This is a genomic window from Haladaptatus sp. AB618 (genome assembly GCF_024136965.1).
Taxonomy (GTDB): domain Archaea; phylum Halobacteriota; class Halobacteria; order Halobacteriales; family Haladaptataceae; genus Haladaptatus.
In genome coordinates, this window is the sequence record NZ_JAMYJX010000012.1 from 61937 (window position 1) to 86224 (window position 24288).

Genomic DNA, 24288 nt, shown 5'->3' on the forward strand with positions numbered 1-24288 from the left:
CAGAGATCCCCTTTCACCAAGCCCTTAACAAATATTTTCATAGATATATAGATGATGTAAAAGGCTCAAATTTGTCCCCTTCTTGATTTGAGGTCCATGCAGTCTCTCGTTTCTTTGAATTTGTTGTACATAGATATCTGGTTCTCAATGAAAATGGCCATCTACTACTGCCGAAAATCTGGGTCTCTGACGCGGTGGACACTTGAATACGAATAGTATAAACACCTCAACCATGGAATGAGCGGGAGAAGGATTCACCAGTAGTGAATATTCTCAACCAACAGTAACTAGGGCAAGATGAACCCTCAGTTATTCTCGAATGTTAGGTGTCAAAATATGGGATAATTCACCACATAAGTTGCATTGATTTTTTGTCTGAATAATATTTTGCATGGATTGTTCATGGGTTTTATTTGATGAGAAGCTATGACCGTTTATCCTTTTACTTTCCGAGCCACTCTCGTTGTCAACCCCTTCGAAACGGTTGGCGACACCAGTTCGCTACTGCTTCGTTCAAGCAAGGTACGCTCGTAAGTGCTCAAATAAGGAGATCCGTCAGATTTAGGATGAAAAAGAATCTGCGGTCAGTCCGTTTTTCTTGAACAGGGATAGTTTCGAAGCGCCAGCGACAACAGATTCGACCGGATCTACAGGGTCTTCGTGTTCGTAGACCAGCCATTCAACTCCCACATCGATAGCTGCCTGGGCAGTTTCCCGAACATTGAGATCACCATCGCCCAGGTTGACAAACTTCTCTTCTTCGAAGCGCATATCTTTGAGGTGGACAGAGGCAGTACGATGGCCAAAGTCTTCGAGTACCGAGTGTGGATTCGTTCCGGTGACACCAATCCAACCGAGGTCGAGTTCAAACTCGACGCCATCATCGGTTTCATCAGCTAAGATATCGAAGTGAGTGCGACCATCAGAGGAAGTAAACTCGTGACGATTGGTGTGGTAGAGAAATCGGAGGCCCTGCTCGTTAACTGTGTCCGCTAGGGAATTAAGTAGGTTCGCTGTCCGGTGAGTCGCTTGTACTGATCTGAAATGCTTTTCGTCTAGGTAACCAAGGATGATAGTCTCACAATCGAACGCTTTGCAGGTAGTTACCAGTTCATCTAATGAGTGTTGAAAATCGTCGAGTCCTGCCGACAAACCAGCTACTTCAAGACCAGTTTCGTCAAGCGCCGCTAATGTCGCATCCGAGGGGGGCCCGTAATATTCCATTTCGACGCCATCGACGTCCGTCTCCGACGCTATTCTTACTTTGGTCGATTCTTTTACATCAAATTTCCGTAACGTGTATAGTTGTATTGCGGTTTTAACCATCTAGTTAGTTTGTTTATTGGCAAGTAATTAGGTTTTCTGGTGCGTTGCATCGAAATCGTCATCCGATCAATTTGCAATTTTGGACCCGATGAGTTTCGTATGATCTTCGATTTTATGGATGAATTTTAGATTATTGAAATCTGTCTGCCAATTTTGGAACGCTAATCGATTATTCGTCCACCGGTTTTGGCTGTAGGTCGCCGGATTTGATCATAGAGGTGAGAGGGTTATCGTCGATGTTGAGAGGGAAGTCGATCCGTCCACGTCGTCGAGCCGATTGCCACGCACCGAAGATTAGTTCGGTTGCTCGGAGGGCATTTTCCCCAGAGAGGAGAGGGACTTGCTTCCCATCGATACTTTCGACGACGTTTGCCAGTGCGCGCGTAAGTACAGTTTGACCTTTCCAATCTTCGGCGTCTCGGCGACCATGAACGTCCTCATTGTTCACATCAAATTCTTCCCATGATGATTTCCCATTCCGTCGCATTCGAAGCATGGGGCCAGTGTCATCCGTCGGAAAGCCGACACCGATTTCTATAACGCCTTCAGTACCGACGAGTCGATTGTGACTATTGATTGCGTTCCCATTTCCGATTCCTGTGGTGGCTAGACCCTGGACGCCGCTTTCATACTGCCATTGGACGACACCTTGATTCTCGTTATGGGCCCCGAAGAGGACGTTTTCTTCTCGGTAATCGATCTGCCCGATCACCCACTCGGGGTCGGATTCTTCAGCATAAAAGTTACTGAGATCAAACGAATGCGTTCCATAGTCAAACAGATTAGGTGAGGAGAACTCAACTCGTTTGAGTGCACCGATCTCGCCAGCATCGAGCAATTCCTTTGCCTTGACGAATGGCGTACCGAATCGCCGTTGATGATTGAACGTGAGTTGAATGTCGTACTCGTTAGCTTTCGAGACCATTTGGCGACAATCTTTCCACGTGTCCGCCATCGGTTTCTCGCAGTGAATAGCCTGTGGAATCTCGCTTTCGATACAATCGAAGGTGATGTCCGCATGAACTGCCGGTGGTACGCAAATGCTGACGATATCCGGCTCGACTGCAGAGAGCATTTCGTTGTAATCTTCGAAGACGTTGTCGGTGGCGATACCGACTTCCTCGGCGAACCCAATCGCGTTCTCACGGACGATGTCAGCACACGCTGTCAGTTTGCATCCATCGATACGGTTGTACGATTCTGCGTGTTTATACGCCATGGCGAATCCAGTCGCGTTCGAGCTTTCTGGGGGTTTTCCTGTGCCAATAAACGCAACGCTGTAATCCTTCATGATTGACCTTCAGATATTCGTTTTTGACCCGATCGATATAATCTTTCTTACTTTCAACGCCAGACTCCAGTTTGATTTCTATTTGAATATCTGAGAGATTTTATATTCTGATGGAGAAGAAAAGGTGTTCAATTTTACCCTTCGACCTCATTCCTTCGCCAAAGTCTCAAACTGCTACACTTCGAGAGGTTGCGATCATCATTTCACAGGGACAGAAGCGTTAAATGCGGAGCACAGAATGGTAGGTGCATGGTTCAAACAGCCATAATTATGGGGATGATCGGCCATCTCGATGACGACACTGGTCGTACTATTACCCGTGTGGGCGACGCAGAGTATAGTGGAATCGAACTCGGTATCGAATCCGTCGACGATGGGTCGACGAAAGCACTCGACGAAACGGGGCTCGGCGTCACGAGCATCATGACCGGATTGGATCAAATCCGCTCTCCAGAAGAAGGACTTCTCTCGGCATGTCGAACGCTGGATTGCGACCGCGTCGTCCTTGGTTGGCTCGACGAAACGTACTATGCGTCCCCCCAAGCGACGAAGGACACTGCGGCACTGCTTAACGAATGTTCCGATGGACTCGCCGAGTACGGACTTACGCTCTGTTATCATAATCATGACCACGAGTTCATCACGTTCGATGATGCGGAGGGACGGACGGCGTTCGAGGTGCTGGTCGATCACCTAGATGACCGTGTACAGTTCGAGTTCGATGTCGGTTGGGTCGGCACCGCTGGCGCTGATCCAGCCGAAGTCATTCGAACGTATGCCGATCGTGTCCCTCTAATCCACCTCAAGGATATGGTTTACGAGACGAGCGAATCCGTTCAGCTTGGTGAGGGAGATCTCAACGTCGAAGAGGTCGTTGAAGCAGCCGTTGATGCAGACGTTGAATGGCTCATCTATGAGCACGAGTACCCCGAAGACGCCGAAGTTTCGATGCGAGAAACAGCCCCGAAAATGAACGACCTCGTGAGTATGACCGAAGGTAACACTGAATGACACTTCGAATCGGCATGCTCGGATACGGGTTCATGGGGAAAGCTCACACCAATGCACTTGACCGGTTGCCCCTCTTTTTCCCAGACGCGCCATCCACTGACCGCCACATCCTCGTCGGTCGACACGAGAAGTCGCTTGCCGAGGCAGCAGAGCGGTACGACTTCACCCGAATTACTGACGACTGGGAGGAAGCTCTCGATGAGATCGATGTCCTGTTGAACCTCGGTCCAAATCATCTCCACGCTGAGCCCTCAATCGCCGCGTTGGAAAGAGATATCCATGTCCTCTGTGAGAAGCCCCTCGCATCAACTCGTGATGACGCCGAGAGGATGGCGGCAACGGCGGATGCCTCGAATGCCGTAGCGGGGATCGGCTTCAATTATCGCTTCGTCCCGGCTATCCGGTATGCAAAGCGACTCATCGAAGCGGGTGAACTTGGCGAGATCCGTCACTTTCACGGACGATACGTCAATGGGTTTCTCACCGACGAAACGGCCGGCTGGTCCTGGCGACTTTCGAAAGAACATGCGGGTGCGGGGGCACTTGGAGATCTCGGTTCCCACACTATCGACCTCGCACGCTACCTGGTCGGTGACATCGTGACCGTGAGCGGTCACACACGCACCTTTACGACCGAACGTCCATTTGAGTGGGGTGATGATGGTGAGACCCGCGAAGTCGACGTTGACGATGCGTACTCAGCGCAAGTCGACTTCGATAACGGTGCGATGGGTGTGCTACAAGCAAGTCGGCAGGCTCACGGAGAAACGAACAATAACAACTTCGAGGTTCACGGCACGGATGGTGCAGTGAAGTTCAACCTCGCTCGGCTCAACGAACTCGAAGTCCATACCGGGGATAATCGGGGCTTCCAAACCGTGCTCATCACTGATGACGATGATCCCTATGGAGACGTCTGGTGGCCTCCGGGCCACGTCATCGGGTGGGAACACACATTCGTTCATGAGCATGAAAAGTTCCTTACCGCCATTGCCGAGAATCGGGCGTTCAGTCCCGACTTCGCGGATGGAGCGGCAGTTCAGCGTGTCATCTCCGCGATTCAACAAAGTGACGAATCTGGCCAGCGGGTCGAACTCTAGAAGCCTTAACGGCTGTCCGAGTCTACAAATAACCAACAGAATATAGACATCTAATCTCTATATTCATATTCATGTCTATAATTGGAACAATAGCACAAATTATTTATTATGGGAATTTGTTGTTGCGGCAAGGCAGACCATGCCAATCATAGAGCCTACTCCCAAGACTAGACGGCAGATGCTTCGCGCCGCCGGAATCGCCGGTATCGCAAGTCTCGCTGGCTGTTCAGGTAGCCAAAGCAAGAATGACGCTGGAAATAAAAAAAGCGGGTCCGGTACAGGTGACGGATCCACGGTCAACGCGTCATGGACCACGACTGCGGGAAGCGGAAATCTCGCTCGAAAGCACTACAATCAGTATAACTTCAAAGAGTTCCAGGGTGCCATCACCGGATACATTTGGGACCCATTTGTCGCACAAAATGACTTCACCGGGGAGTACTACCCTTATTTGATCACGGACTGGTCGATTACGAAGGGCGCGATGGAGCTAAACATCCGTGATGGATTGACATGGTGGGATGGGTCAAAAGTCGATTCGAAAGACGTTGCGTCCTCGTTGAAGCTCGGGTTCCTGATGAACGGTTCGCTCGATACTATCGGCGAGGTCAAGGAGAAGGATAAATCGACCGTCGAGATTACACTGAAAAAGCCGACAAACGGGAATATCCTCAAGCAGACAATACTCCCGCAGAGCCTCAACGTCAAATATTCCTTGTACAAGGATTACGTCAAGCAGTACGATCAGGCGTCGTCAGAGGACGAACTACAGAAAGTACGTCAAAAGCTGGCAAGTGCGACGATTGATGAACCGTACGGACACGGCCCTTGGCAACCTGACCAGATAAACCCTGGAAAAATCACACTGAAGAAATATGAGAAACACCCGGATGCGGATAATATCAACTTTTCCACGGTAGAGTTCATCCAGATGGGCGGCGGTAATCAGAAGATCTGGGGAGCCATGAAGACCCAAAATATCGATGGCACAAAGGCATTCGTCGAAAATGCCGTCGGTAATACATTCCCCAAGTCCGTCAAGCACAAAAATTTCCCCGCAAACTGGGGAATGGGCCTTTGGTTCAATCACGATGATCCCGTGTTGAAAAACCGAAACGTTCGGCAAGCGATCGCGTACCTATTCGACCGGAAGACGATTGCCAAGAACTCCGATGCGACCAAACATCCGGTTAACATCCCGAACGGTATCACCAACGCCACTCAAGATCGATGGGTCGGGGACTTAGCTGGGAAAATGAACAAGTACCAAAAAAATACTGGAAAAGCATCCACTCTCCTGAAAAAGGAGGGATTCACAAAGAAGGGCGGCAAGTGGCACCAACCTGATGGTCAGAAGTTTTCGCTCCCGATTAACACACCTGCTGGTTGGAGTGACTTCACCGCATCCGTTCAGACGATGGTTTCAGAGCTAAACGACTTCGGAATCGAATCGCAGGTGAAAACAACCGACAGCAGCTCTTACCTCAGCACCCTTTGGCCGAATGGTAACTTCCGAGTTGCCACCTACGGGTGGGCTGCCGGTATCGCGTATCCGTATTACACGTATCGTCTAGTGTACGAAGATCCGGGGGTGCAAGGCGCGATTAGTCCTCCGGACACGTTCAAAGCCCCACCAGTTGGAAAGCCCAACGGGAAGCTACAAACCGTTGACCCGAACGAGTTGCTCGCCAAACTCGAGAAGAAGGTCGATAAGTCCACAGAAAAAGACCTCATAAGTCAACTGGCGTGGTTGTACAACTACAACCTTCCGTGCCTCCCAGTTCAGGAAAAACTCGACCAAGCATGGTACGATACTGACGGTTGGGAATATCCCTCGAAAGACGATGACGCCATGACGTACTACGGCGGCTTGTTCAATTGGCTTCCACGACAAGGGAAATTGAAAGCAGTAAAATAGAATAATACGTACGGAACGCGCATTGTAGCAGCTATTCTTTTCGACTTTCACCGTTCGAAGAGAAGAATCGAAGAAAGAGTCAGAGCTTTTGTTAATTAATCCTCAGCAAGTATAGATACTTCCTTTGGAATAATCAAGACCAAACATTTATTATGAATCCTATATTGGTTCCATCTATCGGATGTTGAGTGATGAGAACACGGGTCCTCGGTGTGAAACATCGATGCCTCGAGCAGATGCGAAACGGAAATCGGTAGCACCCAAGTACAACATATGAATCTGAGATACCTCGTTAAACGAGCGACGTATGCACTCGCCACGGTTTACCTGGCAGTGAGTCTCTCGTTTTTCTTAATCCGAATGCTTCCAGGCGGACCAGAAACGTACATCAAGAACAAGCTTATGCAGAGCCAGACGTCGATGTCGGTGGAACAAATCAACCACCTCGCCGCTGCATACACGAACGTGTATCCCGATCAGCCGTTGTACGTTCAGTACATCAACTATATGACCTCTGCGCTGCACGGCGATTTCGGAACGTCCGTGTGGTTTGGGGAACCGGTCTCGCACGTAATTTGGCGAGCGATGCCGTGGACATTGTTCCTCTCTACCGTAACATTGTTCCTCGGTCTTACTATCGGGGTCGTCGTCGGCGGGCTAATGGCGTATAAAGAGGGTGGAAAGTTTGACGTTGGAGTGACGTCATACACGCTCATAGCCGGGTCAATCCCGTACTATATGTTGGCAATCGTCCTCGTGTACGTTCTGGGATTCATGTGGGGAATCTTCCCAACGAACGGGGCATACGCATCCGGACTGGAACCCGGCTTCAACATCCCGTTCATGAAGAGTGTGGTGTATCACGCGGTGCTACCGGTTCTCTCGATGGTATTCGTCAGTTTCGGTGGGACGGCGCTCGGGTTGCGAAGCAACGCGATTAGCGAGCTCGGGTCAGACTACATTCGAGCCGCTCGTATCAGGGCCCTGCCACAACATCGAATCGCACTCCGATACGTGGCGCGCAACGCGATCCTTCCAATGTATACTGGAATCATGATGGGTATCGCGAGCATCTTCGGTGGGTCAATCATCCTCGAGCAGATATTTGGATACCAGGGAATAGGCTATATTATGTTCAAGGCAACGATGTCAAGGGATTATCCGCTGATGATGGGGTCGTTCATTCTCGTGACGGTAGCGACAGTCACCGGGATTTTCATCGCCGACATTACGTACGGAATGGTCGATCCACGGATCGAAACGGGAGGTGAGGGTCGTGAGTCGTACTAACGATAACGGTTCTACCCCTGAAGATAGCCCGTTTGGGGCCGTCTCTGAATATTCGTTGACGCGAACTGACCGCGCTCAGCGGGCGTTTGAAGAGTTCGTCGTCATGCCATTTTCCATCATATGGGATGACTTCCGGGCTCGAATTGGGTTCCTCATTATCGTGTTCTATCTCCTCCTGGGAACGTTAGGGGTTGCCGTGGTACGCAATCCCAAACCGAACCAGGCAGGACGTTTGCTGCCTCCGTTCCAAACGATGGCGTTCCCGCTCGGAGCCGATAAACTTGGTCGTGGGATCTTCGCACAGGTGGTTCACGCGACGCCGGTTATGCTGGAGATCATGCTCTCCGGTGGGCTCTGGGTGATCGTCGTCGGAACGTTCCTGGGATTGGTCGCAGGATACAAAGGGGGTAAACTCGACACCGTCATCATGTTCATGAGCGACACGCTGATGATGCTGCCTGGGCTCCCCTTGCTCCTTATCTTGATTTGGATCGTGAAGCCGGAGAGTCCAATTGTCATCGGACTCACTCTCTCACTTACGGGATGGGCTGGTCTCGCACGTGCGATCAGATCGGAGATGCTCTCGCTGCGGGAGGCAGACTATGTAGAAGCATCACGGATCATGGGACTCGATACCAGTTATATCCTGAAAAACGATTTATTGCCGAACATCATGCCATACGTACTGATCAATCTCGTTAACTCCATGAAAGGGATGATCTTTGCGTATATGGGATTGTCTTTCCTTGGCGTCCTCCCGTTCACGAACTTGAATTGGGGAACCATGCTGAATAACGCCTACACCGAGTCTGGTGCGATATACTCATGGAAGGGGGCCCACTGGTTGCTCGCCCCTATGCTGGCCGTGATGCTGCTTTCGTTCGGGCTCGTGATGTTCGCTCAGGGTTGCGACAGACTGTTCAACCCCCGTGTCAGAGCTCGCCACGAGAACAATAGCAAGACGGACAAGAACTCGACCGATAACGATTCACCGACGCTAATGGAGTCGAACTACTAATGTCACGAACAACACCACGACAAAGTCGCGCTGGTCGCACAGATACTGTCCTCGAGATCCGGAACGCATCAGTTACGTTCTCGATGGACAGAGGCGATGCAAGGGTTCTAGACGACGTTTCGCTCGATCTTCAGCGACACGAGACACTCGGAATCGTCGGGGAAAGTGGCAGCGGCAAATCCATGCTTGCAGCGGCAATGTTAAACGTGGTAGAGGAGCCAGGTGAGCTAACCGGCGAAGTCATCTACCATCCACCAGACGGCGAACCGATTAATCTCGTTTCGGCAACACAAAAGCAACTCTCAAACATCCTCTGGGAAGAGATTGCGATGGTGTTTCAGGGCGCAATGAGCTCGTTCAATCCGACGCTCACGATCCGCGGCCACTTCAGAGAAACGTTGCAGGCACACAACAAGAATGTTCGAGAGGGAATGGCTCACGCTCACGATTTGTTATCCGATCTCTACTTGGATCCCGATCGAATTCTCGACGCCTACCCACACGAGCTCAGTGGCGGGATGAATCAACGTGCCCTCATCGCACTAGCGCTACTGCTTGAGCCAAACATTCTCGTTATGGACGAACCAACCGCCGCACTCGACCTCCTCATGCAGCGCTCAATCATCTCTCTTATCGAGAAACTCCAGAAGAAGTACGACCTGACGATCGTGTTTATCACACACGACTTTTCGTTAGTTGCGGACCTCTCTGACCGGCTGGGTGTAATGTATGCGTTCGATCTCGTCGAAGTGGGTGAGACGAACGTCATGACGACGAACCCAGCACACCCGTACTCCCGTGCTCTGTTGAAAGCAGTTCCCTACTTGGAAGGTCCGCTCGACGAAATGGCTGCGATCGAAGGTCGAAGCCCAGATCCCGTAAACACGCCCGAGGGGTGTTCGTACCATCCGCGGTGTCCGCTTGCGACGGAAAAATGCACGAACCAGAATCCAGAGATGCTGGGCATCGAAGGAAAACATGACGAGCATCTCGCTGCCTGCTTCCATCCTGAAACAGCACGCGATGAGATTACGCTGGATTTGGGGGTGAACCAATGAGTACATCGGAGCCGGTCGTTTCGCTCGACAACGTCGAGGTCCACTTCGAAGAGTCGAGTAGTTTGTTCAGCTTCGGATCAGAACCGGAACCCGTTCGTGCAGTCGACGGGGTTTCCCTGGATATCCATTCCGGGGACGTGGTCGTTCTGGTCGGTGAAAGCGGCTGTGGGAAAACGACGCTCGGACGAACGGCGATTGGCGTCCAACGCCCGACAGACGGGTCAGTTTCCTATCGTGAACAGGACATCTGGGATGCAAAGGAAGGGAAGGGTGACGTCGAAATAGAATTTAGCGAAATCCGTCGATCGCTTCAGATGGTTCATCAAGATCCCGGAAGTGCGTTGAACCCAAATCAGAAGGTCATTGCCACGCTGAGCGCTCCCCTCCGAAAGTGGCATCCGAATCTCTCGAAAGAGGATCGGCAAGCCCGTGTATTCGAGCTGCTCGAGACGGTAGGCGTTCAGCCCGTCGAGGACTATGCGTTCCGCTATCCACACCAGCTCTCGGGTGGCGAACAGCAGCGTGTCGCACTGATTCGATCGCTGTTGATGAACCCGGATCTGGTGCTTGGGGATGAAGCTGTGTCTGCGCTCGACGTTTCGCTCCGAGTGGATATGATGGAACTCATGCTGGACCTCAGGGAACGTTTCGAGACATCATTCCTGTTCATCAGCCACGATCTTGCAAACGCCCGCTATCTCGCAGAGAAGGCAGGCGGACGTATCGGTATTATGTACCTCGGAGAATTGGTGGAAATCGGTCCAGCGGAGCAGATCATCAAAGATCCGCAACATCCGTACACGAAAGTCTTGAAGTGGGCAACGCCGCAGCTCCACTCAGATGACGAGGGACGAATGATCGAAACACCGGTTCGTTCGATCGACATCCCGGATCCAATCGATCCACCGTCGGGCTGCCGATTCCACACCCGCTGCCCCGTCGCTCGCGAAGCTTGTAAGAAGGAGACGCCGTCAATGTTCGATGTCACAGGAGAAGGACAGAAAGCAGCGTGTTTCCGGCAGGATTCGACTCACGAATATTGGCATAGTCGAGAGCTAGACGGCACCGATAGACGAGTGCAAGAGGAGTTGGACTTCTGACCGCGCGATTAGCATCATCCGATTACCGCTGGAATTGAAACCCGATTCCGATTCGACCGATCGAATTCGTGGCCCCATTCTAGCCACGTACTATAGGACCAGATTTGCATTGCTGGAGTTCGATTTCCGCTACTCACGAACATCGCCAGAAGTAATTATCCGTGGGGGGAGGGTGTCAGTTCTTTATCGAGGGGGTTGATGACTGAGGAGGACACATTAGAGGCGTTTGAGGAGCTCTAGACCCGCAATTCCAATGACCGCAACCAAAATCAATAGTGTACCCCAAATGCCGAACAACCCGGCATAGATGCCATTGAGAATGATCATTCCGATGAATATTAGTAGAAGGCCGAACGCCGCCATTGCGACTAGGAGTGATCGGCGAGCTGCCGATACTATCTCAATTACAACATCGAACGGTCCACTCTCTCTACCTGTGGTAGCCATACAAAACGATATTACTCCCACATACATTATTTTTCCCATAAGATCTTCCATATTGCGGGTCTCTGTGATCGTCAGAATTGGATTAGTAAAAATTGTGACGACGGCAAAGATAAAGCATCGGTGCGAGGATGACGACCACTATTCCGTTGAGAAGGATTGTGAAGAGGGCGATAGGATAGCTAGGGGCGGAAGACGGGAGGAACGCGAGGCTCAACAATGAGAAGAACGCAAAAAGGAAATTGAGACCAAACGCAATAGCTAAAATCCACGAATATGGGCAGATCGTATTGAGGAACGGTTCTAATCCTGTTGCGTCTTTGTCCCCGCTCGCACGAGTTGAGCTAGATGTCATGCTCCCGGAAACGACCATTTTGGTCTAGAACAGATATTATTCCTATAATAACGCTCCATATCCTGTTTTCAGCGTGGTTCATGTCTGGTGGTACCCAGAGGGAAGATATGAATGTTGGGATTACATCATGGAATAATAACTCTTTCAGCAGATACCACGATCATCGATGGTGTGTTCGCCAATCGATCGTCTCAACCGCATCGGTAGGGAGCGAAGAAATAGATTTAACGAGTGTTTCGGCGAGGTCGATCGCACACCGGGTCTTAGAGGATGATCACAGTCGGGTTCCAAAACTGGAGAATTCGATTTGTGCTGTGACCTTTCGTTAAATTGTAAAGGTCTCCCGTTCAAGGAGGTGTTCTGGACGTTCGCCGATCTCACTGTCGTGGAAGTAATTGCGGATGGAACCATTAGAGAGATGGTTTGCGATAGCCGTGATCGACATACCCTGATCAAGGGAATAGAATTTCTTCGTGAGTTCACCCGTTTCTGCGTTCACAGAGTCGTAGAATCCGTACTTTCCGTCGATTCCCATCTTCCGAAGTTGCCTCACGTTTTCGAGGGCTGCATGGGGAGCGTAATCTAGCGCCAGGAACGTCGCGTGGGGTGTGACGATCGGACCAGGAGTATAGTGATCTTTCCAAGCACCTTGGTCCGGGACCCCAAATGCACCATATCCGTTTGGCGTTCCGCAGGGTGAAAGCCCCCAAATAGGCCAATTTTGGTCCTCGGCGAACTCGATCTGCACCCGGGTCCAGTGGGCATTGTTCTTCCCAAATCCTTCCGTTCCCAACTCTTGCTCTTTTATAAACAATGAGGGCATCAGTGCTTCGAACTGGGCACCACCCCAGCTCGGAACGTATTTTGTCCCATTATATGTGTAATGACCCTCGAACACCTCAACCCCGTCGTATGTTTGAAATTCCCCCTGTGCGGTTTGTTGTGTCCAATCATCTTCCGGCTCGAACGTTCGGTTAGGTCGCCACCAATGTGTATCCGGGATGTCGCCTTTGCCGATGGCACAGTAGCTGGCGACGCGAGGCTCACTGTTAACCATCCCGTAGGTCCAATCGGTCAACCCGGACTCGAAGTCGTATCCACCACGCAGTTGGCCATTATCCGGGTGGTGGAACGGCGCGTAGTCCTGGGCCGCCACAAGGGCCTGCGCACGGTCGGCAAGTTCGCCGTCATACCTCTGTCCAATTACGACCAGTGCAGCTGTTAGATGACCGTTGTCGACGGTGGAGACGTACTTCGTCCCGCTATGTGTTTCCATCCACGGTCGTCCGGTCCGAATGTCGTACCATCGTAAGAATAGTCCATTCCACTTTTCAAGCGATTCGAGCGTTTCCACGACGGTCCGGATTCGCCACTGAGCTTCGTGATCGGAGACGACACCGATTTCTGCTGCGCCGATAGTACTCGTGAGATACATTGCGATGTTCGACGGGGAAGTACGGTATGACCGTGTCACCGTATCTCCGCTGACGTCGACAGTGTCGTCTGGAAGCCCGCGGTCAGATGTGAATTTCTCGAAGAAACGGTAGTGACGACGGGCGATACCGCGAAGCCGATTCTCACGGTGGTTTGTTCCCGAAGACGCTCGTCCAACCGTTTTTTCATCCTCCGTTCCGTCAGCCGTCACCGTACTGACCCCCGCCGCTGCCGTGATACCTGTTAGGCCGATAGTCTGGAGGAATTTTCTACGCATGTGGCTAGTGAACTGGCTACTTGTCATAGGTTTGCGCACCAATAATTATGAGTATTGTTTCGATATTAAAATTTATGAACAATTATTGATTGAATTGAGCGAGCCCTAAACAGATTCCGCGAACGAACGGTCCGACAAGCCAACACCCATGATGGTACTTGGTAGCGTCCTAACAAACAGAGGGGGACGAAACTGACAGAGACCGACTCCAATCGTACCTCGATCCCAGGTGCCAGGACGCGTGTGGAAAATTAGAGGTCGTTTAGGTACGCTGCTCCGTGATAGAGAGACGCGGCAGGATCGGATGGTTGATCGTGTTCGTAAATAAGCCACGTCGCGCCGACGTCACGAGCAGTATCCGCGCACGCCTGCATATCCACGTTGCCCTCACCAATTTCGCAGAACTCACCGTCAGCCATATCCTTCATGTGAACCATCTCGATACGGTCGTCGTACCGTTCGAGCAACGTGACTGGATCCTCTCCACCAGTGAGCGCCCATCCGACGTCGAGCTCAAGTCCGACGTCGGTCGCAACACGAAGCAGGCGGTCGAGGCCCGTCTCATCACCGAGGTCGACGAACTCCTGGTCATGGTTGTGATAATGGAGACGCCATCCACTGTCTTCGACTTTCTCCGAGAGACGATGGACCATGGATATAGTCTCATCGGTGGTTTCGGAGTCCGCGAAATAACTCTCATCGAGATAAGAGAGAACCGCGGAATCACAACCGAGTCGTTCCTGAAAAGTGGCTCGTGTTTCTTCGAGATTTCGTTGTAAATCCTCGAGTCCAACGTGGGCGCCGCTGACTGGAGTAAGGCCGGTTTCCTCAAGTTTATCCAACACCTCAGCAACCGTTGGCTCGCCGAATCCAGCGAATTGGACTCCGTCGTATCCGGCATCAGCGATTCGATCTAAGACATCCAGTAGAGGCTCATCTAGATCACGAACGGTGTACAAATTTATTGCAGTTCGAGTCACGGTTAATGATGAATATGGGGGACTATCGTTCTTTGGATTCCACCGTTGAGTAATTGAGCGATGACGAATGATGATATACCGAGCAGAGCGTTATCGGGTTGGCACGGTTTCTCACCGTTGTGTCAAAAAGTCGTTGTTGAGCCGCTATCCGATCAGTGGACTGACCGCGTGTCGCTAGTATCGATGTCTTCAATGGGTTCGTGGTTGCCGCGAACGACTTCGGACCCGTCTTCGGGTCGAGCGGCCCATTCGCAGGCGTTTGCTAGGACCTGCTGGATTTCGTTTTGGTGGTACACTGGGTAGGTTTCGTGACCCGGCCGAAAGTAAAAGATGCGCCCCGTACCTCGGAAGTAACAGCAGCCAGAGCGGAATACCTCGCCACCTTCGAACCATGAGGTGAATACGAGCGAATCCGGTTCGGGAATGTCGAAGTGTTCGCCATACATCTCTGCGTCCGGCACCTCGAAATAGTCGTCAATCCCGTCGGCTATCGGATGGGCAGGGTTGGTGACCCATAATCGCTCCGTCTCGGCCGCCTCGCGCCATTTCAGACCACAAGACGTCCCCATTAATGCGCGAAAGATCTTCGAGTAGTGCGCCGAGTGAAGAACGAGTAACCCCATGCCATCGAGAACATGGCGTTTCACCCGTCCAACTATTTCATCTTCCACTTTATCGTGGGCAGCATGCCCCCACCAGGTCAAGACGTCCGTCTCCGCAAGAACCTCCTCGGTGAGTCCGTGGTCTGGATCATCGAGCGTGGCCGTTCTCGTTTCGAACCCACGTTTCTCGAGAGCGTCTGCAATCGCTCCGTGAATGCCGTCGGGATATAGCTCGGATACTTCGTCGTGGTCTCGTTCGTGGACGTACTCGTTCCAGACAGTAACTGTCGTCATATGTAGTCTCGTGCATCGACCGACAAAATAAGTCTACCCCTTCTCAGGAAGGAAACGAATCCGAAATATGGAGTCAGCGTCCGTTTGGTGGAGTCCGTATTGGAGTCATATCCTTTCCGGGAATAGTTTGTCAGTCCGCTCAAGGACGCCAGTCTCGCGCTCGACTGTCTCTGCGTGCTCCTCGCGACCCGTTTCGCGGAGGCGCATTACGTACGTCTCCCTGTTTCCTCGCTGGTAAAACGGTAATTCTTCACGGATGACCTCTAGTAATGGGTCGGTGAGTGCACGCGGCGTACCAGCTATACCACCATTATCACCAGTCGCATTCTCCATCATCCGCGTTGTATGCCACCGCTGGAGCAATGAGAGACCCTGCTCGGCCACCGTCGGGTGTTCGTCAACTAAGTTGGTCGTTTCGTGTGGGTCTTCGTCGACATTGAACAGTAGTAGAGATTCGATTTCGTGCCACCCGTCATGGTACGTCTGTACGAGGAGCCAATCATCCCATCGAACTGCTCGTTGACACGTCCACGTTCCCTGACTCAAGACCAAAAAGTCACGGCCAGTGTCGTTGCCTGCTGTGAGCGTATCGGCAAACGAGCGCCCATCCCAACCCTCCGGTATCTCTCCCCCAGCAAGTTCTGTCACCGTGGGAGCAAAATCAACGTTGTAGTGGAGTCCTTCGTCGACCCCCGATTTTACACCCGGTCCACTTATGATTAGGGGGATGCGGCATGCACACTCGTCCGCCAACTGATGGTCACCGTAGACGTTGAGTTCCCCTTGGTTCTCACCGTGGTCAGCCGAGACGATGATAAGCGTCTCCTCAAGCACATCATCGTCGGCAAGCAGGTCGAGAAGTTTACCGATATAGTCGTCCATGTATCTGATTCCTGTGTCGTACCCGTCAATCCACTGTTTGAACGCTTCCCGGTCGTAAATTTCGTCGGGTGTACGAGGTAGATCGAGCACGTCTGAACCGTTTATGTATTCATGATGAAGATCCTGGGCGCTGTGTGGACCGTAGCTCTCCCTCTGTGCGGCGATCCGTTCTTCAGTAAGCCATTGGGGAGCAGGATCGTCCGCGAAGGGGCGTCCATACTCCATCGGTGTGTCGTAGTTGGTATGAGGGTCCCAAAAATTGACGTGAAGGAACCAGTCTTCGTCAGTTGAGTGCTTTTGCAACCAATCCTCGGCATACGAGTAGACCTCGTCAGCGCGCTCGTGACCGCTACCTTTCGTATCCCACCACTCGTCGAACCCATCCACGACATGCCAGGCAGCGTGACGTTGTGGAAACGGACTGATGAACGCGGTGTGGAAGTCCTCTTGGCGGAGCGTGGTCGGGAACGACCGATACGTTCCTCTGTTCCCCTCTTGGCGACCGACTCCTTGTTGCCGGATGTCGGCGGCGATACCCCCGTGGTTGACGACACCGGTATGGATACCGAACCGGCCGGTGAACAATGCCGTCCGTGATGGAAGACAGGGAACGTCCGAGGCGTAATAGTTCGTGAACCGGCAGCCGTTTTCGGCGAGCTTGTCGATATTCGGAGACGTATTGCGATGATACCCATAGCAGCCGAGATGATCCGGGCGTAGCGAGTCGCAGTCAATGTACAGAATTCGCATATCGTCCTATTCGGTAGGAGTTAAATGAGTGTTACGGTGCATTTACTACGACAATTGCAGCTGTGTGGACACAACGTTACATAATCGAGTCAGTGACGAACCCATCAAAGCTGAGAATCGGCCGCTGAACCGTGTCTCCAAAGATGTGGTCACATCCGTGTTTTTCAGCTACTTCGAGCGTACATTCGGCGTGTTCGTCATCTTCTGCGACCATCACAGTGCGCTCATAGTCGACCATTCGGTCCTCGAATACCGTCGCAGCTATCTTCTCAGTTTTTTGTTTGACTCCAGCGAGGACGACAGTGTCATTGTACGTGACGTTTTCGAGATCCCCAATCGAGGACAGCGCATCGTCTTCATACTCCTTTTTGGAGATGAGCGAAAGCAACCGGAGTTCGGTACCGGTTGCGTTCGCGTACTCACCGGCTTCTTCGAGGAGTTCTTCGGAACGGTTGGTATCTTATAGTACTACGAGTCCGCGCTTCATAGACGTATATTTCATCCAAGCCAATAACAAATCCAATGGAGGTTCCATTTATTCAGAAGCATTACTGAAATTCGTTTTGGGTTGCATAGGATTAAGGGGTAATCAAGCAAATACAGGATTGATATGCGTTCGACCTTTGGACTTGCTTCACTTACGGAGCTCAGCAACGAGGACAGCCGTTCTATCACCGCAGAAAACCCGGACGGCAAAGTCGGAGAGGGAGGACAGGATGCAAGTAAATTAGGACCTAGTCGGAAAGGACGACCATCGATAACCGTCGGGAGCGGTGAGACAGTCGAACTAATGGATACCGACGGACCAGGAATCATCAAACACATCTGGATAACTACGGCCGAAGAGACTCCCTCGAATGATTACCCTCTGCGGAACCTCGTCCTTCGAATGTATTGGGACGACGAACCCGATCCATCGGTCGAAGTCCCGCTTGGAGACTTCTTCTGTAATGGTCATGGGAAGCGATGCACCGTCGATTCCATGCCGATCATCGTCGCACCGAGTGGTGGCTTCAACAGCTACTTACCGATGCCGTTTCGTGAGCATGCCAGGGTGACTATCGAATCCGACCACCCCGACGACGTAGTGTTTTTCTACCAATTCGATTACTCGGAAGTGCCGTCGATGTCCGATGATGTTGCGTACTTTCACAGTCAATGGCGGCGTCAGAACCCGGTTTCACTTGGAGAGGACGTCACCATCCTCGATGGGGTCGAAGGTGAGGGCCACTACGTCGGCACATACTTAGCGTGGACTGCACTCGGCGAGCATTGGTGGGGTGAGGGCGAGGTGAAGTTCTACCTCGATGGTGACGACAAGTTTCCGACCATCTGTGGGAGCGGGGCGGAAGATTACGTCGGTGGTGCATGGTGTTTCTGGAATCCCGGTTCGTCTACGTATGCCGACGCACAAACGTACTCGACAGCTTTTCTCGGATACCCGTTGTACGACGATGAACGTGGTCGACCGCCACGACATGGACTATACCGCTGGCACATTCCCGACCCCATTCGATTTCACGAGGATATCCGAGTGACCATTCAGGACATCGGCCATGATGGCTCGGAATTGTTTGAACGCTCCGACGATATCGCGTCGGTCGCCTACTGGTATCAGCGAGAACCACATGCTCCGTTCCCTGATATTCCGGAACGACGTGAACGTCGACCTCGCTGAGCCATAAACTTCCGATGTCGCGACCGAACACATTGGTTATCCCAATGAATGCAATCATTGTTGGCTGTGGGTGGCAGATCCATATCGATTCGACTACAAGCAATCGACTTACGATTCGTGGTCCTCCGAGCTAACAGCATCGGCCGAGCCCCACGAGTTCAGGAAACATCGTCTCGAATGGACATCTGATCTCCAGTCGTCCGGGACTGCGTACACCCCTCGTACCACTGGATCACCGCACTCAGGAAAAAACGAACAGACAATCCCCCCAGTGAGTTCTCCATGAAAACAATCCTGATTATGGATGAAATCTATGCCTCGAGCGAGCACTCATGGGAAGTGATCGCGTAGGATGTGGTCACAGCATATTTCGAGAGCGGGAAAGCACCCGTCTTTCAGTCGGCGATCAGCTCTGAAATCGTCGATGCTGCGCCCTGGAGTGTGTCCTTCTCGTAATCACCCTCGTATAATACCCATTCTACGTCGACCTCCCTTGCTGCTGCAATGCATCCCGAGAGATCGACGTCACCGTCACCGAACGAGACGGATGCTTTCGTGTCTATGTCCCGGTCGTAGAAGTGAACCGTCTGCGTCCGATCGCCGACCCGATGGAGAAGTGCGACCGGATCAGCACCGGCGTACAGGGCTGCAGGGAGATCGAGTTGGAACGAAACCGATTCGTCAGTTGCCGCGACGAGTTCGTCGAACGCCCATTGGTCCTCGAGGCGAACGAATTCGTGGGCATGATTATGATAACAAAACTGCATGCCTCGGTCGTCGATCCGCTTGGCCAATTGCATCAAGCGGTCGGCAGCGTTTGCGACGGTCGATTTAGACTCGAAGTACGAGTCATCAATCGACGGAATGACGACGGTTTCACAACCAAGTCTCTGATAGCGGTCCATCGTCTCGTCGAAGTCAGTCTCTAGCCATTCGATAGGAACATGGGCTCCTGCAACCTCGGTTCCTGTTTCGTTGAGCACGTCTCGAACTGCGTCTTGGTCGGCGTCCGAGAGTCGAAAGGCGAATTCGACACCAGTGAAGCCAGCGTCCGATACCATTCGAATTAGCTTCGGGAGAGACGACTCGTGCTCACGTAGTACGTACAACTGTATCCCATTGTTTGCCATATGGTGTACTCTAACACATAATGTATAGTCTTTTGGTCGTGATTTCTGGCATCAATGCTAAAGAGCAGACTACTAATAGACAACTATACTGTGAGATTTTCATTAACGATCACAGGGGAACCAAAACATTGAACCTGTGGTCCTGTATCGTATTGTTTACCGAAGATGGCCGCTAATCAAGATTCTGAGGATCCAGAAGAAGAGATACCTTTCGAAAACGAGATAGATGGTTTGCTAGCAAGATTGACGTTAAAAGAGAAGGTCGGGCAGCTGAATCAACTCAACGGCTCCGAACAGACAGGGCCAGCCGTTGAGGATGTCGATCTCGAAGATGAAATCAGAAACGGGAAGGTCGGCTCCGTGTTGAACGCGGACGGCCTCGAGAACCGTGAACGTTACCAGCGTATCGCTGTAGAGGAGACCGAACATGGCGTTCCGCTATTGTTCGGTTACGACGTCATCCACGGTTTCCGAACACTCTCGCCAATCCCCCTCGGCGAAGCCGCGAGTTGGGACCCTGACGCCGTTCGTGCGAGTGCTAACGTCGCCGCCGCCGAAGCCTCAGCGTCGGGAATTCACTGGACATTTGGTCCACCGGTTGACGTGGCGAGAGACGCCCGATGGGGACGATCGATGGAAACGAGCGGCGAGGACCCTTATCTTGCGGGTGAACTTGCGGCGGCACGGGTCCGTGGGTTCCAGGGTGACGACCTCACTGCCGCAGACACTGTCCTCGCTTGCGCGAAGCACTACGCTGCCTACGGTGAGGTCAAGGCTGGACGAGAATACAACACGGTCGATATCTCTGAGAGTACGCTCCGTGACATCCATTTACCACCGTTCGAAGCCGCGGTAACTGAGGGCGTCGGCACGGTAATGAATGCGTTCACCGTATTCGAAGGGATTCCTGCGGGTGCAAGCAAACGTCTCGTCAGAGATGTGCTCAAAGACGAATGGGCGTTCGACGGATTCGTCGTTTCCGACTGGAATTCGTTCCGCGAATTCATCTATCACGGAGTGGCTGGCGATGAGCGTGACGCCGCTGAACTCGCTATCGAAGCAGGATCCGATATGGACATGGTCGGCCATATCTACACAAATGAACTCGTCAACCTCGTTGAAGACGGAACTATCGATGAGGCGTTGGTCGATGACGCCGTGCGTCGTGTCCTTCGTTCCAAGTACCGTCTTGGCCTCTTCGAGGACCCGTATCGTTACTTCGACGACGAGCGCCGAAAGGAGACCGTCCTGAATGAGACTCATCGAGAAATCGTCCGTGATGTTGCTCGAAAGTCCATCGTACTCATGAAGAATGAACGTGATGTGCTCCCCTTGGACGATGTCGATTCAATTGCCGTCGTCGGTGCACTTGCTGACAGCGCGGACGACGTACTCGGTGACTGGCGCGGTTGCGGTCGACCAGAAGACGCCGTGAGCGTCCTGGACGGTATCGAGGGGACAGTCGATAATGCTGAGGTGCGATATGCGCAGGGATGCGACCGTTCCGGTATGGTATCGGCAACTCTCCGAGAAGAAGCCATCGAGACCGTAGAGGAGACAGATGTAGCGGTGGTCGCAGTCGGTGAGTCATATGAACTTTCAGGCGAAGCTTCGAGCAGATCTGACATCGATCTCCCGGGTGAGCAACAAGAACTCCTCGAAGCGCTGCAGGCAACAGGAACACCCGTGGTTGCCGTACTTATGAACGGACGCCCACTCGCTCTCCCCTGGCTAAGCGAGAACGTTCCTGCGATTCTGGAAACGTGGTTCCTCGGAACGGAAGCTGGCGATGCTATCGCAGACGTGCTCTTTGGCAACCATCAACCATCGGGTCGGCTTCCGATGAGCTTCCCGCAGACGGTTGGCCAAGTACCGATCCACTACAATCATCTACCGACCGGTCGACCGCAACACCGCGCAGAAGCTGGCTGGGGGACGTCTTATCTCGACATTCCGAACGACCCGCTGTATGCGTTCGGTCACGGGCTTAGCTACACGACCTTCGAATACGCTGATCTCGAACTCGGTGCATTGACTATCAAGATGAATGAACCGCTTTCGATAGGCTTGACCGTCGAAAATATTGGAGATGTCGTAGGAACGGAAGTTGTTCAGGTCTATATACATGATCTCGTTGGCAGCCGCGCCCGTCCAGTCAAGGAGTTGAAACGGTTCCGAAAGCTAGAACTCGAACCTGGCGAGCGCCGCGAAGTAACATTCGAGATAGAAAGCGACGATCTCGCTTTCTGGACCGCTGATGAAGTCTTCGCTGCAGAACCGGGCGAGTTCGACGTGATGATCGGGCATGCGTCCGATGACATTCGGCTGACTGATTCTTTTGAACTTCGAGCGTGAGCACGGTTTCTGGTTCGACTAGATTTGGGTCCGTTTGAGATCAAGTTTCTCCCTCGGACTGGAATCTGATTGGTCTCAACGAAGAGACTACGAATACAGTGTATCTCGGGATCATCACCGATTCACAATGAGCTGCTTTGCGGCCAAAATCGATATTTTCAGCGATAGTGAATACGTCTCATCGAAGGTTGATTTCCTCGAGATTAGCCTTTCAATGTGACACTGGTCTTGCTACTGTCGTTCGGAGTGCTAATCGAATGTCATTCACGTGAATCGCTAGTTCGATAACAAAGGTCAATTCATTTCGGTTCAGCAGTGGAAGTATAGGAAAGAGCATTCACTATCGTCGGAACCTTCGTGAAGAGATCACCAGGGATCTTAAATCAAGGATGATGTCTACCATAACTGTCAACAAGGTAAGTGAAGATTTCCCATGATAGTGAATTAATAACAAGGATCAGGACAGGAATTACAGGACTATATTTGTAATGGGAGAAAATGGAAAGCCCCCGAGATAGTAAGCTATTTAATAATCGGACAAGGAGAGAAGATCGTAGTTACTTCTTTATACCAAGATATGCATCGATTCCCCTTTCGAAGTTGTAAAGATGAGACTCCGCCAGTAATAGTGGACCTAAAATGCACGATTTCAGTCGGTCTAACCATCTACATACGCTTCCACCCGCATACAAACGATACAGACAGTGAAAATACCGCACTAGCGAAGATCGCCGTGATGCCGGGACTGCATGCAAAATAAATAGACATGAAAATGATGAGTCACAGTCGTTGTGATCAGATACGAGACCGAAACCACGAGGAAGCTGTAACATACAGTTACACCACATCTGAATAAATTGTGCTTCTTTCTTAGTTGTGACTCGAATAAGAGGCGTTGGAGACGTGAGGAACCACCCCAAGCCGCAACCAGAGGCAGTCTACACGTCACGTCTCGTCCAACGTATCAACCGTGTTTTGTTTTCGCGCCGTTCTCACACCCCACTACCGTCACGTCCGGTCACAACGGGTGTGACGCCACCCGTGACTGCGCCATTGTCGAGAAGATCGAACTCGTGGTACCGCATTTCATTCAGCCCTTCAACTGTATCCATGTCCATCGCCACGATCGTGATTTTCTCTTGTCGCTGACTCACACGGCGCTCTTTGACCGTCACGTCCGAGCCACCAAGCTCGACGAGTGCGTCCCACACGCGAGTAATCGTCGTGCCGTGCGGTTTCTCACCATCGATGGCGGTGATCGCTTGCTTCAAATCTGCACGCGTCCAGAAGACGCCCGAACCGTCTTTCCGCCGTGTGGCGAATTCGTCCCATCGTCGGGCGGCCGTCACTGCACGCCACGAGTTCTTTTTGTTTGTCTCGTCGACGAGCCGCTTTTTCACCTGGTAGGGCGAGCAATTCGCGTACAAATCCAGCGGAGATGTGGCCGGATCGACGTCACCCGGCAGGCCAGCGATGTTCGACGATTCGCTATCGTCTTCGATCTCAGCTTCGAGTTGGTTCACCTTCGCCGTGGCCGCTTTCGATATCTCCCGCGCAGTCTTTGCGTTCTCGTTCGCCTCGTGTGCGTTTGCGGCGAGATCCGTCCGTGCCGTACTCGCCTTTTCGGTGGCCGTTTCGAGGTCAGCAACACGCTGTTCAAGGGCGTCGATTTGCTCGGCCTGTTGCTGGATTACCGTCCACATCGTTTCCCGGCTGGGGACCTCCTGTTTGGTCATACCTGTGTTCGGCTCTGCCATGTCCATTCCCATCGCGGCGGCAAAGTCGTCGTCCGAGACCGCGCTCTCGTCAACTTCGTCGGGTGACAATCCGATTGACATCTCACCTCCGAAATTCGGTGTCTTCATCGACGCTCACCCAATGGTTGGAGGCCCAAATCCTGGGGCGATAGCTCTTCCAATTGGTTTGCAACTTGGGAAAGCCCCTGCGTGTCGGGGTCATAGATTCCGTAGTGAATTAGCCAGATGCGTGCTGCCG

At 52.1% G+C, this 24288-nt stretch carries 19 protein-coding genes; 9 read left to right on the plus strand and 10 right to left on the minus strand.

Annotation, left to right across the window (positions count from 1 at the left end; all coding sequences use genetic code 11):
* Positions 1 to 561: 561 nt before the first annotated feature.
* A complete protein-coding gene (locus tag NKF26_RS22520) occupies positions 562 to 1326 on the minus strand; it encodes a sugar phosphate isomerase/epimerase (protein WP_253227366.1) in 765 nt (254 codons plus the stop codon).
* Between the two features lie 169 nt (positions 1327 to 1495).
* Entirely contained in the window at positions 1496 to 2617 is a 1122-nt protein-coding gene (locus NKF26_RS22525; protein ID WP_253227367.1) for a Gfo/Idh/MocA family protein, read from the minus strand.
* A gap of 189 nt (positions 2618 to 2806) precedes the next feature.
* Between NKF26_RS22525 and NKF26_RS22530 the strand changes: the two genes are divergently transcribed.
* From NKF26_RS22530 to NKF26_RS22560, 7 genes are all read left to right on the plus strand, one after another.
* Positions 2807 to 3628: a sugar phosphate isomerase/epimerase gene (locus tag NKF26_RS22530; protein WP_253227368.1), complete on the plus strand. Its 822-nt coding sequence runs from the start codon at positions 2807 to 2809 to the stop codon at positions 3626 to 3628.
* Entirely contained in the window at positions 3625 to 4728 is a 1104-nt protein-coding gene (locus NKF26_RS22535; protein ID WP_253227369.1) for a Gfo/Idh/MocA family protein, read from the plus strand. Before NKF26_RS22530 ends, NKF26_RS22535 begins: the two co-directional genes overlap by 4 nt.
* Before the next feature lie 139 nt (positions 4729 to 4867).
* Complete coding sequence (locus NKF26_RS22540) at positions 4868 to 6646, plus strand: ABC transporter substrate-binding protein (protein ID WP_253227370.1); 1779 nt, start codon at positions 4868 to 4870, stop codon at positions 6644 to 6646.
* A gap of 273 nt (positions 6647 to 6919) precedes the next feature.
* Positions 6920 to 7936, plus strand: a complete 1017-nt coding sequence (locus NKF26_RS22545) for an ABC transporter permease (RefSeq protein WP_253227371.1) — start codon at positions 6920 to 6922, stop codon at positions 7934 to 7936.
* The gene (locus NKF26_RS22550; protein WP_253227372.1) at positions 7923 to 8954 is read left to right on the plus strand and encodes an ABC transporter permease subunit; all 1032 of its coding nucleotides are present in this window, start codon (positions 7923 to 7925) and stop codon (positions 8952 to 8954) included. Before NKF26_RS22545 ends, NKF26_RS22550 begins: the two co-directional genes overlap by 14 nt.
* Positions 8954 to 10012 carry an ABC transporter ATP-binding protein gene (locus NKF26_RS22555; RefSeq protein ID WP_253227373.1) on the plus strand — a complete coding sequence of 353 codons (1059 nt, stop codon included), beginning with the start codon at positions 8954 to 8956 and terminating at the stop codon, positions 10010 to 10012. Before NKF26_RS22550 ends, NKF26_RS22555 begins: the two co-directional genes overlap by 1 nt.
* A gap of 137 nt (positions 10013 to 10149) precedes the next feature.
* Positions 10150 to 11112: an oligopeptide/dipeptide ABC transporter ATP-binding protein gene (locus tag NKF26_RS22560; protein WP_342766334.1), complete on the plus strand. Its 963-nt coding sequence runs from the start codon at positions 10150 to 10152 to the stop codon at positions 11110 to 11112.
* Positions 11113 to 11328: 216 nt separating this feature from the next.
* Here NKF26_RS22560 and NKF26_RS22565 read toward each other — a convergent pair whose 3' ends face one another.
* The 6 genes from NKF26_RS22565 to NKF26_RS22590 form a co-directional block, all read right to left on the minus strand.
* A complete protein-coding gene (locus tag NKF26_RS22565; RefSeq protein WP_253234912.1) occupies positions 11329 to 11559 on the minus strand; it encodes a hypothetical protein in 231 nt (76 codons plus the stop codon).
* Between the two features lie 677 nt (positions 11560 to 12236).
* Entirely contained in the window at positions 12237 to 13622 is a 1386-nt protein-coding gene (locus NKF26_RS22570; RefSeq protein WP_253227376.1) for a glucoamylase family protein, read from the minus strand.
* Positions 13623 to 13873: 251 nt separating this feature from the next.
* Positions 13874 to 14602 (minus strand): TIM barrel protein, encoded by a 729-nt coding sequence (locus NKF26_RS22575; RefSeq protein WP_253234913.1) that lies wholly within the window; start codon positions 14600 to 14602, stop codon positions 13874 to 13876.
* A gap of 152 nt (positions 14603 to 14754) precedes the next feature.
* Positions 14755 to 15498 (minus strand): ThuA domain-containing protein, encoded by a 744-nt coding sequence (locus NKF26_RS22580; RefSeq protein ID WP_253227378.1) that lies wholly within the window; start codon positions 15496 to 15498, stop codon positions 14755 to 14757.
* 105 nt (positions 15499 to 15603) lie between these two features.
* Positions 15604 to 17130, minus strand: a complete 1527-nt coding sequence (locus tag NKF26_RS22585; RefSeq protein WP_253227379.1) for a sulfatase — start codon at positions 17128 to 17130, stop codon at positions 15604 to 15606.
* A gap of 76 nt (positions 17131 to 17206) precedes the next feature.
* On the minus strand, positions 17207 to 17518 hold the full coding sequence (locus NKF26_RS22590; protein ID WP_253227380.1) for a hypothetical protein: 312 nt from the start codon (positions 17516 to 17518) through the stop codon (positions 17207 to 17209).
* Positions 17519 to 17920: 402 nt separating this feature from the next.
* On the opposite strand from NKF26_RS22590, the gene NKF26_RS22595 reads away from it, so the two are divergent.
* Complete coding sequence (locus NKF26_RS22595; RefSeq protein WP_256487805.1) at positions 17921 to 18808, plus strand: glycoside hydrolase family 172 protein; 888 nt, start codon at positions 17921 to 17923, stop codon at positions 18806 to 18808.
* A gap of 395 nt (positions 18809 to 19203) precedes the next feature.
* Here the strand turns inward: NKF26_RS22595 and NKF26_RS22600 are convergent, their stop codons facing one another.
* A complete protein-coding gene (locus NKF26_RS22600) occupies positions 19204 to 19869 on the minus strand; it encodes a sugar phosphate isomerase/epimerase (RefSeq protein WP_253227382.1) in 666 nt (221 codons plus the stop codon).
* 234 nt (positions 19870 to 20103) lie between these two features.
* On the opposite strand from NKF26_RS22600, the gene bglX reads away from it, so the two are divergent.
* Positions 20104 to 22293, plus strand: coding sequence for a beta-glucosidase BglX (bglX, locus tag NKF26_RS22605; RefSeq protein WP_253234915.1), 2190 nt, complete (start codon positions 20104 to 20106; stop codon positions 22291 to 22293).
* 992 nt (positions 22294 to 23285) lie between these two features.
* Here bglX and NKF26_RS22610 read toward each other — a convergent pair.
* Positions 23286 to 24131, minus strand: coding sequence for a hypothetical protein (locus NKF26_RS22610; protein WP_253234916.1), 846 nt, complete (start codon positions 24129 to 24131; stop codon positions 23286 to 23288).
* Positions 24132 to 24288: the final 157 nt, after the last annotated feature.